6 protein-coding genes (1 of these 6 only partly in view) are annotated in these 19,489 nt (G+C 64.4%); 4 read left to right on the plus strand and 2 right to left on the minus strand.

Annotated features, from left to right (window positions below; translation table 11 throughout):
- Window positions 1-16,115: the end of an MFS transporter gene (locus OG874_RS22490; RefSeq protein WP_330257095.1), read on the plus strand. Its footprint begins 29,362 nt before the window's first position; only the last 16,115 of its 45,477 coding nucleotides appear in the window; its start codon lies beyond the left edge, outside the window; the stop codon is at window positions 16,113-16,115.
- A complete protein-coding gene (locus tag OG874_RS22495; protein ID WP_330257096.1) occupies window positions 16,055-16,453 on the plus strand; it encodes a (d)CMP kinase in 399 nt (132 codons plus the stop codon). The genes OG874_RS22490 and OG874_RS22495 overlap by 61 nt, the downstream gene beginning before the upstream one ends.
- 7 nt (window positions 16,454-16,460) lie before the next feature.
- On the opposite strand, the gene OG874_RS22500 is transcribed toward OG874_RS22495, so the two are convergent.
- A complete protein-coding gene (locus tag OG874_RS22500; RefSeq protein ID WP_330257097.1) occupies window positions 16,461-16,736 on the minus strand; it encodes a hypothetical protein in 276 nt (91 codons plus the stop codon).
- A gap of 113 nt (window positions 16,737-16,849) precedes the next feature.
- Complete coding sequence (locus OG874_RS22505) at window positions 16,850-17,503, minus strand: Uma2 family endonuclease (RefSeq protein WP_330257098.1); 654 nt, start codon at window positions 17,501-17,503, stop codon at window positions 16,850-16,852.
- A gap of 132 nt (window positions 17,504-17,635) precedes the next feature.
- On the opposite strand from OG874_RS22505, the gene OG874_RS22510 reads away from it, so the two are divergent.
- The gene (locus OG874_RS22510; RefSeq protein WP_330257099.1) at window positions 17,636-17,830 is read left to right on the plus strand and encodes a Fic family protein; all 195 of its coding nucleotides are present in this window, start codon (window positions 17,636-17,638) and stop codon (window positions 17,828-17,830) included.
- Window positions 17,831-18,103: 273 nt separating this feature from the next.
- The gene (locus OG874_RS22515; protein WP_330257100.1) at window positions 18,104-19,489 is read left to right on the plus strand and encodes a hypothetical protein; all 1,386 of its coding nucleotides are present in this window, start codon (window positions 18,104-18,106) and stop codon (window positions 19,487-19,489) included.

Raw genomic sequence — 19,489 nt, forward strand, 5'->3', positions numbered from 1 at the left:
GCAGCAGTATCCCGTTGTCCCCCGACGAGATCGAGATGCTCGATCTCCTAGCTGACGGCATGTCCAACGCCGCGATCGCGGGGCGGCAGGGTATAGCGGAGGGCACCCTCAAGGAGCGCCTGGCTCGGACCGCTCGGAAGTTCGGGACCAGCGGCCGCGTGCGGTTGGTGATGGCTGCCCTGCGCCGGGGGATCATCGCCCCTCGCGATCCCGCCTCGGCCGCGGCCGAGGTGGCAGCCGGGGCATCGCCCGATTCGACGGCGCCACAGGACGCTTCGACCATAACCGCTTCCGGGGCTGCCGCCGAGGTGCCCGAACACGTCCGCAAATGCCTCGTCCAAACCGTCCGAACCACCTGGGCCAGCGGCTACGACAACGCAACCATCCCCAACGAAAACGCCGAGACCTGGGAAGAACTGGAAACCAGCCTGCAGGCCAACTTCACCAGAATCCCCATACCAACCACCACCGACACCAACCACCACCCCCTCACCCACCTGATCGACACCGTCGAAAACATGGACAACGCCGACGCCGCCGTCATTGTCCTCGACCTCGGCCGCACCGCCCACAGCCTCACAGTCATCATCGAGGGCGCAACCATCATCTCCGACACTCTCATCCCGCCACCACCCACCACACCCAACAAACAAATACCCGACAAACAACAACCCCGACGCATACCCCGCGTCCGCACCCGCGACCAATGGGAAAAATCCCTCACCGAAATCCAGCAGGCCTACCCCGAAATCACAGACGCCTTCATCTTCAAACTCACCACCGACGCCGAAGGCCGCCTACACCCCACCCCCCAACCCGACACCAACACCGACGGCCCCACCCAAGACCAACAACAACTCGCCATCCTAGGACGACCCAGCAACAACACCCCCGAAAACCCCAACGGACCTGACCCCGGGGCTGGGCGCGACGACGCCGCACCCGCCGCCGAAGATGCGACCGTGCCCCCGACCGAGCACCAGTCGCTGGCGGCCACCGGAAATCCGGCGCACGATGCCGCTCAGCAGTCCACCGCCGATCCGGAGGTGTTGCTCGAGCAAGCCCTCGCCCGGCGGGACCAGCTGGCCGAGCAGCTGGGGATCAATCCGGCGGTGCTCGCGCCGAATTCGAAAGGTCTGCAGCGTCTGCGCACCATGTGCGGGACGTTCGAATTGAACGCGACTCGGTGGCTCGACGATGCCCGGCGCACCGACCCGGCGCAACCTCCCAACGTAATCGCACAGGACAATCTCGACCATTTCCGGAAGGCCCGGAACCTGCTCGCCGCAGCCGTGCGGGTCAACGAATTGACGGCCGAAATCCGCATCCTCGAGACGGTCCGCGCGGCGGATCAGCAGGGCACCTCGCGCGGTAACTGGGTGTGGGGCACCGTGGACGACCTGGCCGAAAAATTCGATCTCGATCCCGATGATCCGGCCGCACTACAGGCTGCACGGGACCGGATCGGGGATTTGCTCGCGGACCACCTGGGCATCGTCCCGGAGGCCGTGGGCATGTGGGTGCTGAACTTCTTCGAATTCCGCGCCGTACCTCTCGACGATGCCGGACACGTTCTCGCACGGCGGTACGGCGAGCTCGCCACGCTTACCACACTGGCCGACGAGCTCACCATGCTCAACAAGGATCTCGATAAACTCGAGCGGCTCACTGCGCAACGTCGCGCGGCGAGTGTGCGGCGCGAGCGGGTTCGCGCCGGAGTCGGCGAGCTGGCCGACATCGCCGCACTCGGCTGGTTCGATCCGCTCGAGCCGCACCCTCCTTTCGAACAGAGCTCCATCGAGCTGCGCCAGATCGATGCGGAAATACGCGACCTCGACGCCCGGCTCGACGAGATCGCCGATCGACTGCTTGCTGTCGCACCACCGCCCCGGCAAATCCTGCCGCAGGATACGCCCGCCGGTATGGATCGGGACTGGATCGCAACCGCGACGGCCGAACAGGTGTCGAGCGTCCGAGCGATGTTGGAGATGGACAACCTCCTGGGCGAATCCGCCTCGGACTGGGATTTACTCGGCCCCGAGGCCTTCCATTTCCTGAATCGCGAACAACGGTGGAACCTGGTCGGACGGATGTTCCGGCATATCGACCGCAACCACGTGCCGGGGCGGTGGCTGGACCGAGACGCCCGGGCGGACATCACCGAGATGAAGCGCATTGCCGCCAGAAATATGGAGACGTTGGCGGGCGCAGGACAACAGGCCCAGCCCGAACTTTACCTGCTCAACGCGCGCCTCGACACGGCCGTGGCCGCGATCATGATGGCCGAGGAATTCGCCGCCCGGCTGCGCGGGGAACCGCCCGTCCAGATCATACGGTTCGGTCCCGGCGAGTTCGTATTGGTCATCGGTGATGTCGACGCCGCCGACGAGGTGCACCTCACCGTGGCCGGCCATGAGCTGAACTTGGCATCGGTGACATCCGGAATCGCCGGACTGGCCGCGGGTATCGAGACATCGGCGCAGACCACCCCGGGCCTCCGAGTCGCCCGAGCGATGTGGATCGGGCACGCCGACCTGGACGACGCCGTCACGAGGTTGAAATCCCACATCATCGGGCTGCGCAGACTGCGTAGCTACTACGCCACGCAACCCGGCGGGCGACGGCTCGGCAGGATCCATCTCGATTCGAGCGGTAATCCGGGCGACGACAGGGTGGTCGCGCTGGCGAAGTTGGACGAGGATCTGGTGCGTCACCTGGCAGCACCGCCGCCGACAGCTCCGCGGATCCACGACGGCTCCACCGAATCTCACGCCCCGGACGACCGAGAGCTGTCCTGGTACGACCCGGAACTGGCAATGCTGTTGGAAGGCAGCCGAGATTGCCTCACTTGGGTGCTGTCCGAGCTGTCTCTCGCAGGCGTCCCGGTGACGCAGCTCGACCGTCCGCTGCCACCCAAAGGCGCACTGCCCAGACGATTCTCCGAGTTGACCAACGCCGGTTGGCATACCTACCCGCTCACACCGGACGATGAGCACAGCGGTCTCGCACCGGAGGATCGGCGCACCGCCCGAGACAAGGCCGTCGATCTGGTGAAAGCCCACGCCGGTGCGCTCGGCGTGCTGGTGGTCCAGCGTCCCGATCACTGGGGCGCGCACGCGCTACTGATCGTGGTCGACGAGAACCTCGATGTACGCATCGGCGATCTCGTCGGCTACGACCCGAATGTGAAACAGCTGGATCGCGAAGATCGCAAGGCGGACTGGAAATCGTACGTTCGGGGAACCCCCGGGCCCGACGGAGAAGAGGTAGTCCTAGCGATCTTCGGAGGTGACAGGCAGCCGGTCATCCCATTCGATCCGCTGATGCCCGTCCCCGGCGATCCGGGATACGGCTATTCCGACAAATGGATCGGCTCCCCGTTACCCACGCCGCCCGGCGACAGCGGCGAAGAGACATCGGAGCAGTTCCTGCAGCTGCTGAAGCAGCTCGTCGCACGGGGCAATCAGGAGGAGGCGGTCAATCGGTTCCGCGAACGGTTCCGCGACGAAATCGCTCTGTTGGCAGCTCCTCTGGGGGAGCGTGCGGCGCCCGAGATCATCGACATCGTGTGCGCGAAGGCGATCACCGGGCTCGGCCAGATCCGCAGCAAGGGCATCGAGGAATGGCGCGACATCGTCGCCAAGAACGTGGTGAACGAACATCGCGGGATCGCCGAATTCTGGCGACGGGTCCGGAAATTCTTGCTGCTCGGCGCGGGCTTGGCCGAATCCGATCCGCTGGTCCAGGCGTGGACCGAAGCGGCCGCGGTGGATGTACGACGCGCGCTGCACACCCTCACCACACGCCAACAGACCCTGCTGAACCACTTCCAACCTGGACGACGCAGAACGGCGGTAGGGCGGCCGACTCCGCCCAGCGATCCCACAAGCGAGCCCCCAGTACTCTGGGAGGCGGCTCGCGAACTGGGTCTGGTGATCGCTAGCGCACTGGGCGTATCCGCAACACTGCCGGATATACCGAGAACCCATCAAAGCCTTTCCGGCCGTGAACCCACACGCGACCTGCCCACACCGGGTAAGGCACTCCAAGGTCGGCCAGATCCGCGGCCGAAAGCCACCGACGAGACCACCACCGCTCCGGATGCCGACTCTGTCGAACCCACTGGTCCGAATACCGACACCGACACGCCCGCGCCGCGCAAACGAAAGCCTGGACGTGGCGGGCTGTCCGGTCGTGAGATCGAGGTACTCAACCTGCTCTACCAAGGTCTGTCGCATGCCGAGATCGCAGCCGAGCTGCTAGTCGATGAGGGGACCGTGAAGAATTGCCAGGCCAACGCGGCGGCAGAGCTCGGTACCACCGGCGCTATCGCGACGGTGATAGAGGCAAGGAGCCGTGGACTACTCGACGACCCCGCTCCGCCGCCGTCGGATATCGTCCGACTGTCCGATTCGGAAATCGCGTTGCTCCGTTTGATGGCAGATGGGTTGTCGGACCGCGAAATCGCCGGGCTGTGGAAGGTGGTCCCCTACACCGTCCGGCGCCACCGAGCACGTATCGGCGTCAAACTCGGAGTGCACAAGCGGATTCCGTTGCTGATGAAGGCACTGCGCCTCGGAGTCCTCGACCACCGTGACGATCCCGGCACAGCGCAATCGCCGCCGGAGAACGAGCAGCCCGACGCCGAGAGCGAGACGAGCACCACCCCGGCGGGTGCAACAGGCGAGCCATTGATCCGGCAGGTCCTGCCCGCCGACGTCCACGCTGCCCAAATCCTGGGCAGCGAACACAGTTCCGCGTTGAACGTCCGGCTGTGCGCCGAGCAGGTGCTGCAGCAACTCGGCCTGACGAACGTGGCGATCCTGACCGGTCCCGACGGCCGACCCCAATGGCCGGGAGATCTGATCGGCGATACCGCGCGAATAGAAGAATTCTCGGCTGCGGCGGTCGCCTCTGGGGGAACGTTCCGAATCATCGGCCTCGACGCCGAGAACCACGTGGCCGCGCACGACGAAATCCATTGGGCTCAGGTGCTGGCCTCGGCCGAACGCAACGTACTCGACGTGCACTCCCGACTGACCGGGCAAGAGCCGAGCCAACACCACGTGGAAATCACGCTCCATCCGCACGATGACGACGCGACCACAGGAACGTTCGATGCTCGCATCGGTGACCCAACGGCCCCCGATCTGGCAATAACAGGCTCGTATGGCGTCCGCGACGGCATCGTGCTCACCGCCATCGCCCTCCGGCACGCCGCAACACCATCGGACCCCGAATCGCCCGCCAGCGCACCGGCGGCACCCCACGCCGAGCCACCCGACAGCGACGAAAAAACCTCCTGGTCATCAGGCGAGGCCGAGACTCCCCCAGAGGGTGTCTACACCTCTCGTGACGTCCCCCGTGCGGACGACGGCACTCTCCCGGAGCATGAAACCTCATCACCACCGGACACCGACGACACACTGGATGAGGGTGCTTCCGACACCCGGAATATTCCTCTCTATGGCCAGGACAGCAATGGGAGATATATCGAATTCACTTTCGATCAGGTCCGTCAAACCGAGCTGAAGGCTCACGATGGAAAGACTATCGGCGTATCTTTTGCAGGCAAACAGTACGATATCGATAGAATACAAAAATGGGCTGCGGCGGATTTCAGGCCGAGCAACCGCCGTTATCATCCCGTGTGGCAGGCATCGAACGTAGCGGATCGAAAGCTGATAGACGCGCCGGGATGGCAAACGGATCCGCCAGAGCTGGCACCATGGTACGACCACAACTCTGAAGCGGGTCCGATAATCATCAACTCCCACGGCTCCACGGACGGGAGCGGGTACAAGATCGGCGTCAAAACGGATCCGCAGTCGTCTGAGTGGGAGAAGGTTGATGTCGATGGAATAGTCTTCGGCAGGCTGGTTTTGTCCAGCGGCTTCTTCCAGCAGGCATGTCGCTTACGAGCCACAGAAGGCCGGATTCTGCCAGTAGTCTGCAACACGTCCATGCCCGATGCAGATTCGGGCCGATTGATGGCCGAATACCTGCACAATAATGGTGTAACCGCAGATATCTGGTCCCCAAGAGGACTTGTGGGCACTGGCACGGACGGCACCATGAAGGTAGTTGCGCCGCTGGACTGGGAAGGCAACTTGATTCAACCTTTCGAACTATTTCGGGCGCCGAAACCAGCCCCGCCTCAGGGGTTGGACGGAAATGAAACCTGGACATATGTGGACGACGATCATCGATCGGAATGGATGCCGGAAGATCCCGCCGTGCCGGGCGCTGAAAATCCCGCTGCCACGGAACCGACGGTCGACCACCGTGAGCAGACGAACGCCGAGCCAACGGTCCGTGTCGCATTCACCACCGATGACATCGAGGAGTTCATCACCCACCTCGCGGACGTGGTGGGTGACCATCCGGCCGGCCGACTGACGGTCGATCTGAACTACAACTCCTTCACTCCAGCCGATCTCGGTGCCCGATTACGGCAGCAACCAGTCATCCCCGGTCTGGTCGAAGTCATTGCGATCAACCGCTCCGGCAATACTGTCCCCGTCTTCTCCCGCGATGCGGTATTCGAAACCGCGCCCGATGTTTCCGGCACCGTCGTCGTGCTCGAAACCCCGCCCGCGCTCCAGCAGATCAGCGATGCGAATGCCAACCTGACCTCGGGGTTGGTTACGGCAACCCGAACGGAAACCCGAACCACCACCAGCGAGTCCGGAACGAGCACGAACACCCAATATCTGACGCTGCATCTGGTCTCGGCCAAAGGAGTCGACCACCCTCAAATACGACAGGCACTGCAGTTGCCGCCCCCGCGCCCGCCGAATGCCGAAATCCAGAGCAACGATCTCACGGTGCGTTGCGAGATCATGCTCCGCCAGAAGAACAATGGCCCTAGCGCCTACATCGTCTACCACAAGCCCGACATCACCAACCCGGAGTTCGACACCATACGTCGGATGATCGACGCCGCATTGCTGGACCATTTTCCCGGCGAAGCGATAGAGGTCCACGAACTCTACGACCATGACAATTTCACCGACCAAGCCGACGAGCCACGGATAATCGGCCCGCGACAACCGACGGCCCAGGTAGTCGATGACGCCAACACCGATGACGATGACGACCCGGGCGGCGGTACTGCTGCGCCACGACCGGACCCCACATCGCCCAGAGGTGGACCTCCGGGTGGAACAGGCGCGGCCATCCAACCAATTCCGGAGGGGCGCGCCGGGAGTGCCCAACAGGACAGCCGCACAGACCAATCCGCGCCAGCGGCGCCCGCCCCACCCGGAGGCGGCCCACCCCGAACCCCCACCGATTCGGGTCGAACCGCCGCCACCGACGGCACAGTTTTCATCACAGTCCCGCACGACCAGTCGGGTGCGATCCACCAGCTACCCGCATCTTCGTCCGGAGCCGTCACCGACCAGGCTGCCAGCGAAAATAGTTCCACCACAACGCAAACCGACGATGCTCGGCAAACGCAGACGACCCCGCAGCCCGCGGCACCCGTTGAAAACAGCCAGGTCTACCACCGACTGATGGCCCAAATCGGCAACCCGGTAATAGCACGAGACCTCGCCGCCAAAGCCCACGCACGCGCCGCCCAAGAACAACCACCCACCCAAACCGAAGCCGACACCCAACGACTGTTCGAGATCGCCGACAACGTCCTGGCCGAACACCGCGTTGCCATGGCACAGCTCGAAGCAGCCGTAGACAACAAACCCGCACCCAGAAAACAACAACGCCGCACCCCCTTCCAACATGCGGGCCTGTTCTTCCACAACCTCCCAGGCAACCAGCCACCGACCCCCGACCCCAACAAACCGTCGACGCCCGCCCCCCAGCCCAACCCCACACCTGCCGCTAACAACGAAAACTCCACGGGCACAGGCAGTTCTGCCCCCGCCACCGCCGCGAACCAGCCCGCCGCGCAAACCCCGCCCGCCAGTAGCGACTCACTGCCACACCAGGTTCGCGCCCACCCTTATCTCGGCGTACGCCTCGGCGCCGACTTCTTTAACGATGCTGGCTTCGAGGTCATGGCAACGGTGACAAGCCTGTACTTCATGGAACACGGCGGACCAGGATTGGCGGGCGTCGTCGGGTGGGTCACCCAGCTGCCGTATATCGGCGGCGCACTGATCGCGGGACATCTGGCCGACCACACCGACCCCAAGATATTGCTGATCGGCAGCCAAGCCATGGCGGCGTCGGCGGGAATCACCGCAACCGTCGCCCTCGCATCGGGAACGTCGTACTCCGTCCCCATTCTCATCGGAACAACGCTCGTCGAAGCGGCCGCCTCCGTTCTCTACAGCTCCGTTGCGGGCAATTTGCTGATCAAGATGGTCGGCGAGGCACAGAGCGGACTGACCCGCTTCAACAACCTGAAAATGAACGCCACCCGTGTTCTGGGAAGGGGACTCGGGCCCTTGGCTATGCAAGCTGGCGCATGGCCCGCTCCCCTCATCGACCTCAGTTCGAACATCGTGAATCTGTCGACGTTGCGGCGTTTGCCGAAATCCTCGGCCGCCGAGGAATCGGAAGAAACGCTGCGCGAATCGATCACCCTGGGCCTGCAAGCCGTCCAGAGCCTCCCCCTGCGGCGACGTTCCACCTTCAACCTGGGTCTCACCAATCTCTACTTGGGCATGCAGGGACTGCAATTCACGGCGCTGATCGCCAACTCAGGTATGCCCGGGTGGCAGCAGGGGGCAGCGTGGTTGATCAGCCCACTCGGGGGAGTGGCCGGGAACCTGATATTCAAGAAGACGTTGGCGAAGTCCCGGATCGAGACGCTGATGACCGCCAAATTGGTCGGCCTCGCGGTGCCCGCGATGGTCGCCGCGACCACCACCAACCCTTGGATAGCGTCGGCCGGACTCGCCGCTACATGGACAGTCCTCGGCGCGGCCGGGATACCCATCACCACGTACATGAACAAGACGACCCCGGAAAAGGTGCGCGGTCGGGTGAGATCCATCGCTACCGCGACGAACCGTAGCGCGAACGCGGTGGGCCCACTGCTCGTCGGCGGCGGAATAGTGCTGTTGGGACAACAAACGACCGGCGCAGCTATCGCCGGGACATTCAGCACCATCGCGGCCTGGTCCCTCTACAAGCGCCTGTTCAAAGCCCGCAAACTGCTGGACTGCATCAACCAGACATCCCACGCGACCTGGGCACTCGGCCTCAACGAAGGAACCAAACTCAAAAAACGACACAAAAGCCCCGAACACCTCCAAAACGCCATCGCGACCCAACTCGTCGAAATCGACCCGGACATCCAGGACCCCGTCGCCCAAACCATCCAGGACATCCAAAACCTCAAAAACGGAGCCGACACCGCCGTCCTCCTCCTCGACGACGGCGAGAAGATGCACTCCTTGACCATCACCAACACCGACAACAGGCCCGGCGGCAACATCGTCATCTTCGACACGAAGATCACCAACCCCGACGACCCGCATACCGACCCCGACGACCCCGACCGCATCCCCCGTGTCCGCACCCTCGACAAATGGAAAGAGTCCTACCCCGACATCAAGGAGGCCTTCGTCGCCTTCCTCACCACCGACGAGGAAGACAACCTCACCAACCTCCACCCCCACGATCCCAACCAGAAAACCCCACGCAAAGACGGCAAAGTCCTCGGCCCACTCGGCCCTGCCGAACCTGTGCCGACGCAACCGATCTCCCCGCGGCCAAATCGGCGCAGGGTCACCGAGCGGGAGGCCGAAATCCTCGGCCTGGTCGCCCAGGGCCTGACCGACGACGAGATAGCGGCAGCACTCGTCATCGCCACGCCGACAGTGCGACAGCATCTCAGCAATGTCCAGCGCAAGTACGGCAAAGCACCGCGGAAAGAGTTGCCGGAGCTCGCGAGACGGGCCACGGCTGTGGAGCCGCCGCCCAGCCGCCTCGTCGGCGACACCGCCGAGTCAACCGAGCCGCCTGAATCCGAACCCGTTGCGCAGGTTCCCTTCATCGATACCTCGCCCGTGTCCACCGACATCTCGGAACGGCGCCCCGCAGAAGGGGCCATACCTTTCGACGCGCCCCAAGCCGGCACCGTCGTCGAGAACGCACCTGCCGCCGCCCCGGTGACCGAACCTGAGCCGCAGCGGAAACCGAAGCGAAGCCCCATGATCGGGATGCCCGCCGTCGGTGATGATCCCTTGGCCGAGGTAAACCTCGGGGGAACCCGCAAGAAGGCGGCACAACTCGATGTGCTCCACATCGGCGGCGGCGGTGCGCAGAAGGGACATGGGGAGCAACCCGATCTCGGCGGCGCACAGGCGCCTGCCAACGCGCCCGCTGAATCGCCGAGCCAGAACAATCCGGTCCAAGCAGTAAACCCGGCCGCCGCGCAGCCATCGCCTGCCGCCAGCCACAACACCCCTTCGCAAGCACCAAACCCTGCCGCCGGGCAGCAGCCCTCGGCCATAAAGCCGGTTTCCGCCCCTGGGAACCAGCCCGCCGCGCAAACCTCACAACCGGCCGCCGCACCCCCGGGAGGTGACGACGGCCCACCCCACACCCCCACCGATTCGGGTCGGACGGCCGCCACCGACGGCACCGTATTCGACACAGTCCCGCAGGACGAGTCAGGTGCGGCCCACGAACCACCTGCAGCTACGAGCGCACCCACCACCGACCAGACTGCTGGCGAAAATAGTTCCACCACAACGCAAACCGACGATCCCGACAGTACTCGACAAGCCCTGGCCGCAAGGCTGGATGCGGCGCGGGCCGAACTGGCCGAACTGCTGGGTGTGGCTCCGGATCTGGTCGCCCCGGGGCGGGTTCGGCAAGCCGTGAACACTGTCGCGGAGTGGCTGCATCCCCTGCTCGCGAATGGAGGAGCCCTAGCAGCCGCCATCGCGGCCGGACGGCTGGACGAGCTCGTGGACTGGATCAGGTCCCGGCTCGAACTGCACCGGGATGCCGAGCAGGCGAATGTCGCCTCGTTCGAAGGGAAGTCGACGGACCCGAAAGTCCAGGAAAAGGTGCAGTCTCGACAGCAGAGGTTACGAGAGCGGCACACCAGGCTGGAAAACGACCTTGCCGGAATACTCGGGCTGACGGCGCCGGTTCCCGTCGGCGTCGGGTTCGGCGGGGATCCGCTGGCCGAACTACGTCAGATTGCCGAAGCGAGCAGCTCACCAAGGATCGAACTGTTCGTCGGAGCGGTCGAAAACCTCTTCACCGCATACCAGGCCGATGCCGCGCTCCGCCGCGCCGAACAACGCGCATCACCTGCGACAAATATCGATTTACCAACGGCGCCAGTAGTTTCCGAGGCCGAGGCGACGACGGAAACCACGACAGCGCCGGTCGGCACCGATACCGCACCACCCACCCCCGCACCGGAACCCGCAGCGCCTTCCGAACGCGAAACCGAAGTGCTGCGCTTGGTCGCCGAGGGCAAGACGGACACCGAAATCCTGGCCGCCATGGCGTCGTTCGATCCCTCGCCCACAACTGAGACGAGCGATCCGGCGCAGGAACCGCGGGCAGCAACGGCATCGACGAACCCACCGGATGCGGCGACGCATGCTCGTACCGGATACAAAACGGTGGCCCCATCGGAGGTCCCGTCCGACGATGTGACGGAGATCGATCTCGTCTGGCCCACGGTGGACTCCAAGGGACGGTTCCTCGGGCCCGACAACCGCGCCTACCGAACCGACAACGCGCGAGGTGGTCAACCCTTTCTGCTGACCACTGCGGGAAACTTCGTCACCGCCAACGCCTTTCACGACGAACTGCTCGCCGCGTATGTCGCGCAGGGTGGTTCGCTCGACGAGCTGAGCGGCTTCGGCACCTGGAAGACCGATGGCCGACCGACCGAGGTCGCGGTGTTCGATCACAACTTCGACGCCTGGAACGCCGACCCCATGGTCCCCGCACAGATTTTGGACGCACTCCTACAGAACAAGGCCGACCTCAGCGCATGCGCATTCGATGTACTCGGTACCGAACGCCAGGGCCTGCTCTGGCGTGGCCAGGGAGCCGACATGCCGGTCGGCCAAGTGGTTCGCAACCAGGGCCGTGACGCCGACAAGCTGTTCAGCGGCTACGGCGTGAACCGACAGACCAACGGCGACGCTGTCGTCTTCTGGGTGGGACGCACAACCACGCGGTCGACGGCCGACGCTATAACGATCGAGCTGCCGATCGAACTCGCCGGTGGCGGTTCCGCCTCCGTCGCCATCGCCCTGAACCCGGACAACGACACCTTCACAGCCCGCTGCACCATCGATCCGGGAGCTGACCGGCCACGCGGTAGCGCGGCGGTCGGTGTGGTCCATGAGAAGTTGACCATTTGGCTCGCCGAGTCGGGAATCTCGTGGGCCGAGGACGGCGGGGAAAAAGATTCCACCACAAGCAATCCCGAAGCGCCGCAGACTCCACCTCCAGCGGATACAGAGCAAAAGGCTGAAGCGGCGGAACTCCTGGCCGAGGCGGGTTATCGGGTTGAGCTGGACCCGATTGTCGATGGCGATGAGAATCCCGACTATCGCATCGATGGCAGGCTGTTCCACTACTACCGAGCGGACAGTGACGACATCGATGATCTCGTCACCGGGCTCGCGGCGACAGTGCGTGGACAGCGAGCCCGTCGGATTGTGGCCGACCTGTCCGGCACGGTTTTCACATTGGCGGACCTCGCTGCTCGGCTACGCCAACAGCCGACAATCCCCGGCCTCGATGAAGTTGTCGCAATCAACTACGACGGCTATGCGATTCCTGTCTTCTCGGGTGATGCGATCGTCGAGATTCCGCCTGATGTATCCGGCGCCATCGTGGTACAGGCCACACCCCGCGTGCTCCGGGAGATCGGCGACGCGAACCGTGCCATGGCATCGGGAAGCGACTGGACGTCGAGAGTGGTCACGGCTGCAACAGTGGAGAGTCGCACAACAGTTGGCGAGGCAGGAAAACGCGGGAATACTCGGGCGCTGACTTTGCGGGCGGTCGGCGCATCGGGAGTCAGTCATCACCAGATACGAGAAGCACTCGGACTGCCGGATCCGCCCGGTATCGAAATCGAGAGCAATGGTCTCACGGTGCGATGCGAAATCGCGCTCTATCACTCGGCAGAGGAAGGCGCGATCGTCTACGTCACCTACGGTTCGCCCGAGGTCGGCAACCCTGAATTCGACACCGTGCGACGGATGATCGACGCGGCATTGCTGGATCATTTTCCCGACGAGGCGATAGCTGTTCGCGAAGCCTACGACTACGAGTACTTCAGCGACGTACGCCCCTACGACCACCCCCGGATAATCGGACCGCAGCCACCGTCGTCCGCGAACAGGACCGCCGTAGTCGAAGCAGCCCCCCTCGCCCCGGGCGAGGTGCGCAAGCCGGTCGGGCGGGCGATCGTGGACGGACTCGGTTTACCGGACGAGGTGGCTACGGCCGAGATTATCGGCGAGGACCCGACGGCGGCGCTGTTGCCGGAGGAGCAGGTGCTGATCGACGCGATCGAGTCGGACCCCGAGTCGGTGCGCGAACGCGAGGTCATCTATGGACGTGCTTGCTCCCACCGTGCCCAAGCAAAGCTGGGCGTTGCGGTGGCGCCGGTGCTGCGAGCAGGCGAGAACGCGGCTGGCGGAATGCCGGTGTGGCAGAACGGGATCGTCGGAAGCATCAGCCACACAAATGGCTACACGCTGACCGACGGAACCATTTACTGTATCGCCGCGGTAGGCCCTGCTGAGAAATTTCGGTCGATCGGCATCGATACGGAATACAACACACCGCTCTCCGACACTCTGCGAAATCGCATCGCGCTTCCCGACGAGCAAGCATGGCTCAACGGCCGAAACGGCACGCAAGACGGCATCCACTGGGACCGGGTGCTGTTCTCTGCCAAGGAAAGCGTGTTCAAGGCGTGGTATCCACTGACCCACCGAGGGCTGGACTTCGACGACGCACTGATCACTTTCGATCCAGCGAACCGCACTTTCACCGCACAACTGCTGGTCGAGGACCGAACCACCCTCGACGGCACACCACTGGACGAATTCCTGCACGGTCGGCTGAACGTCGAGGGCGGGGCGATCCTCACCGGAATCGTTGTGCCGCAACCAGATACCGGCCCGGATACGACAACGGAAACCGCCGCACCCCAAAAGAAAACACAGCCCACTCCCCTCATCGGCCACGGAAACCCCGTCCCCGCATGGGACGGACGCGACGGTGCCCCCTTGGATGGACCGAACAAACGGCCGCCGCCCTGGAAGCAGAGGCAAGAGCTCGGACAAACCCACATCGACGGCGGCGGCTGGGAAAAAGGCGGCAACGAACGACCCGAAGGTCCGCACGACGATCCGGCACCGAGCCAACCCCACCACGAAAAGACGGCACCGCCGAGTCAGCCGAAGACGGCGGACGAAACGGGGACAGCGCCCGGTCAGGGATCCGACCACACCGACGGAACCCCAGCGCCGACCGAAAGCAGCGCTACCGACGCGGACCACCCGCTCCTCCCCGCCAACCAGAACACCCCGGCCCAAGCAGCAAACCCGGCCCCCACGCAGCAGCCGCCCCCCACTAAAAAGCTGGTTTCCGCGCGCGAACTACTCACCTCCAACGTGCCGTACCGACGGCTGTATATCTCCAACGGCATCACCAACCTCGGTGGCAGCATCTGGCAGTCGTCCATACCGCTGCTGATGCTGAGCGAGACAGGCTCGCCGATTGCCGCCGGATGGTCCGCGCTCGCGCTCGCGACACCAAGAGTTGTGTTCGAGCCGTTAGCCGGCTACTTCGCCGATTTTCGCGATCGTCCAAAAATAATGTTCGCCGCGCAGTCAGTCGGCATGCTGGCGACCGGCACTGCCGGTGCCCTTGTCTTACTCGGGGCACCGGACCTCGGCACGGCGCTCACCGCGGCAACGCTGGTGGAGGGGACCGCGGCCACGTTCTACCTGCGCAGCCTCCGGGCGACGATCAAGGATCTGACCACCCCCGCACAGTGGCCGCAGGCGATCAGTTTGGCGGAGGTCGACACGCAAGTCGCCGGGGCCGCTGGGCGGGTGCTCGGCCCTATCGCGCTGAGTGCGGCGCACTCGGTGCCGTTCGCCGCGAACTTCGCCTCGTATGGGTGGAATCTGGCGACCCTATCTCGGCTGTGGAATACCTTTCCGCACCACACCCCGGCGGATGCTCATACCTTCAGGGAGGTGCTCCATAGCCTTCGCGAGGGGGCACAGGCGCTCTGGCAGGAGCCCTTTCTCCGCAAATATTCTGGGCTCACAATGATCACCAACACGTCTATGGCTGCCCTGAATCTGCGCACCGCCGCGGTGATCACGGACTCCGCGATGCCGGGTTGGGCAGCCGGAATGGTGCTCGGCGCGTCGGCTGTAGGAGGGATGGTCGGCGGTTTGCTACCGACCGAGCGGATCAACAGACTCAAGATCGACACCGCGCTTCTGGCGTCACTTGTCGGCTTCACCGGCGTCGCCACACTTCAGGCTGGCACCCAAAGTCCGTTGCTGATCGCGGCCGGCGCATTCGGTGTCTCGGCATTTGGTATCGGCATGAATGTCCGGGTCGCCACCCACGAATGGGAGACTATTCCCGGGCACCTCTTCGGCCGTGCGTCGAGTGTGCGAAATATGATCCTCGGAATCGGCAGCGCAGCCGGCCCAATGGTAGGCGGCGCGGTGCTTTCGGCCCAGGGTATCAACGCTGCTGGTTGGTATCCGGCGATAGCCGTCGGAGCGGTCGCTGCGGGCGTTGCCATCCAAACCGCGCTGAAGCGAGGCCTGTTCGGGCTTCCTTGGCGTCGCCCCGAAGCCGCGCAGGAGGCGGATTCGGCTGCGCCGGGCCAGCTTTCACAAGACCCCCAGCCGAAGAAACGCACCGGCGGCGCCCCCGAGCCCGACCAACGCCTCGACGACACGGAGAACTTCCAACCCGTCGGCCTGAACCCCTTCGATCCCCGAGTCGAACGCCATCGCCTCGTCGGGGTGGCCCGGCCACGGGATCTGCTGAATCAGCAGTTCGCCTTCCATCACCACCAGAACGCCAACGATCCATTCGACCACCAGCTGTGGGACAAGCCACCGGTCGTGCGAAAGATGCGCCCCCCAAGAACGTCCGGGCAGTCATGAACATCCGCCAGCGGGCGATCGTCCAGAAGGCCGTGTCGATGTTCGGCGGGGTCGTCATCGATGGCCGCGACGCAACCACTGTCGTCGTGCCGAACGCCGATGTGAAGATACTTCTCCTGGCCGACCAGCAGACGCGAGCGCGACGCGTACGCACGGGCGAAGGCGTGGTCGCAGCTGCGCAGCGGGATGAGGCCGATTCGACAGTCAGCGATTTCCACCGACCAGGAACTGACGTCGCGGTGTTCGACACCAGCGATCTCGAACTGGATGAGCTCATCGCACGGGTGTTTACTCATGTGTTCGAGCGACTGATGCCAGACCTGCACCCGGACGGTTGATGTGAAATCATGAATCGAGCCATTGGTCGATCTGATCGAGCCGTGCGGCCGAATGGATCCGTTCGCCGTCGCTGGCGTCCAACACGTTCCAGTCATACGGCGATACGGGGTCGCGCACGAGGCGGTAGCCCGCTCGCGCGGCACGCGCGGTGAGTTCGTGGACGCGCGCGGACATCGGATCGCGTTTCACCGGCTGTAGATGCCTCTCACGGCCGTCGGGCAGGTCATCTGCCAGCCTGCCCAGCCCGTCGAGAACTTGTTGGAGCGTCTGAGGTTCCGGCATGCCATCGGGAGTAAGCGTGTGGTCGGTGTCGCTCGAGTACCGCCGAGCCTAGCTAGTCCGATGGTCATGCTGAGCGGGCACCCGCCGGGAGATCGCCGCCTTCGGCTGGTCGGTCAGTACTCCAGTTCGGACCAGGGAATGCCGATCGGGAACGGGTAGTCGATCTCGACGCCGTTCGGATTGTCGTGGGTCCACTCGCCGACCAGGATGTAGTTGGCAGCACGAAGCGGATGAACTCCGTCCGGCAGCTGCGCATGCCCGGTGTCGAGGCCGTAGGCACGGACGGTTGCGATGGAGCTGGACTCGCGGGCCAGGGTGACTTCCCAGTACCAAGGGATTCCGGCGCTGGCGTAGCGGCCTTTCTTCGCTTCGATATCGGTCTGCGTGTTGGACGGGGACAGCACCTCGCCGACCAGCAGGACGTCGGCAGCGCGGACATCCTGATAGGCGGATTCGAGGCAGCGATAGACGAGGAAGTCGGGTGTCAGAAAGTCGGACTTTCCGCTCTTCCCGAGGAAGACGTTCGTCTCGAGGTCAACACGCCAGCAGCTCTGAGGGTGCTCCGACATCGCATTCCGTGCGTCGTGTTCGATTGAATTCGTCAGTCGGCGTGTGAACCTCTGATGCTCAGAAGGCCCACGGCGCACCCAGACGACGCGGCCGTTCCACAGCTCGATCTGTTCCGCGATCTCTGCGGGGAGCCGCTCCAATTCCTCCCAGGTCATACACTCGGGGAGGTCCGGCTTCTCGATGCGCGGAAGGGACATGCGGCAATAGTAGTCGCCAGGTACCGTGGGCCGCCCTCAATCGCTGAGCCAGCTGGCGGTGCCCGGGTTACCTGGTGGGAGGTGCGGTGATCGTCGGGCGGCGGGGCCGCAAGCGGTCCGCTCCGAGATCTATTGGAGCGGGCCCCCGATGTACCGGACTTGATGGCGGAACTGTTCGACTGGATCAATACCCGGATGACCGAGCGGGATCTGCCGGCCCCGATGGTCGCCGCGCTCACGCACTATCAGTACGCGACAATCCATCCCTACTACGACGGCAACGGCCGGACCGCGCGAGCGGACATACCTGCTCCGCCCACGCTATGAGCGCTTGGCCACCCGATAAGACCGACCCGCACTGGTATTTCGGCTGCTTCTACTTCGGAGCGATCAAATGCACCGATGCCGGATCAGTGATCGGAGCCGCATTGACCCGGCGCCTCCAACCCGCTGTCCCTTACCAATCGATGTACGCGGCTTCCTACCAGTGGCAATACGGCCCGGATCCAGATCCGCGATCATGTGCAGATCTGCGCGGATCCCGGCCACGAGTGGTCGAAAGGGCGTGGTGCGTGCGGTCGATCGGGCAAGGAGGACGGTGTGGCAGGTGAGCCCGGCGGGCTGACCGTGGATCACCCACTCGCCCGTGCGCTGGTGGCGCACGGACCGGTGGGCTGGCAGCGAGTGGACGCGGTGTTCGCGATCACGGTGACCGACGAGGTCGCCCACATCGAGTATTCCATTGGCGGCCAATCGTTTCCGGTGGATCCGCCGGAGGTAGTGCTCGACCTCGTCCGCGAACAGCGGGTGCTCGCGGCGGCATCGGACGCTGGACCGTGGTGGCGCATGCTGGTGACGTTGGCCAGCACCGGCGAAATCGAAGTCGACTACGACTACGGCGCGAATCCGTTCCCGGATGGGCAGCTGTTCATCCCGGAGGCCTATCGCGCCGATCTGCAGGCATATCCGCGCGAGAAGGTACCGGTGTGGCTGGCCGCCTACATCGCCCACGACGATCGACAGCGACGCACCCCGCAACACGCCGCGGCCCAGGCCCGTACCGATCGGGAAGGGCAGGTGTGGGCGGTGCTCGCGGAGAACGAGTTTCCACCGTTCCCGGTCCTCTGGGCGCGGTGGGCAACGATCGCCGCCGCATTCGTTGCCGCTCAATCGGATCGGGGTCCGCGGATGCTGCCGTGGATCGGCATATTCGAGAGCAGCGCACGCGACGGGGCGACCCTGCACGCACTTCCGGCCGGGCGGGCCGTGCTGTCGGGTGGGGTATGGGACTCGCCTATTTTGGACGCGGTATACAACCGTGGCGCACCGATTCCGGAACTCTATGCGGGCGCACCGGATTGGGTGACGGACCTGGTGCTGAACCCGCGCGTCGGTTCGGGCTTGCTGTCGTTCTGCTATTGGTGGGAGTCGGGGCACTGGTATCGCGCACAGTCACCGTCGGCACAGGACTGCGCCGCGGCCGTGCCGGGTATGTGGACCGCTGACACGGTGATCGGGATCCTCGTCGACCTCCTCGGCAGCCCGGATACGCGAGATGCGGTGGCGGCGTTGGTATCGGCTGCCGAATCGGGCATGGTCACCCGCGAAACATTGACAGCGGTTTTCGGCGACGACGGACGCTTCGATATCGACAGCGCGCTCTACCAGTATTCACTGGCCGGGCTGACCTCGACGATGCCGCAGCCGATGCCGCAGCAGCAGGCCATCATCCGGGTACGCGACTACATCACCGGCCGCGGCCTGGACACCACGGGATATCCGCTCTCGGAGTTGGTCGCTCACCGGCTCAGCGTCGGCTGGGTGGTGTATGTCCCGGTCCCCGAGGGTGACATCGCGATCGGCCGGGCGATCTTCTACCTCGCCGACGACGGTGTGCTGGAACAATCGTCATCCTCGGTCGCGCCCATGACCTATATCGCCGAATTCGAACAGCGATTCGCGCAGCGTCACGGTTCGACAGCGTGA

This window comes from Nocardia sp. NBC_00565 (assembly GCF_036345915.1).
In the GTDB taxonomy this organism is placed as follows: Bacteria; Actinomycetota; Actinomycetes; order Mycobacteriales; family Mycobacteriaceae; genus Nocardia.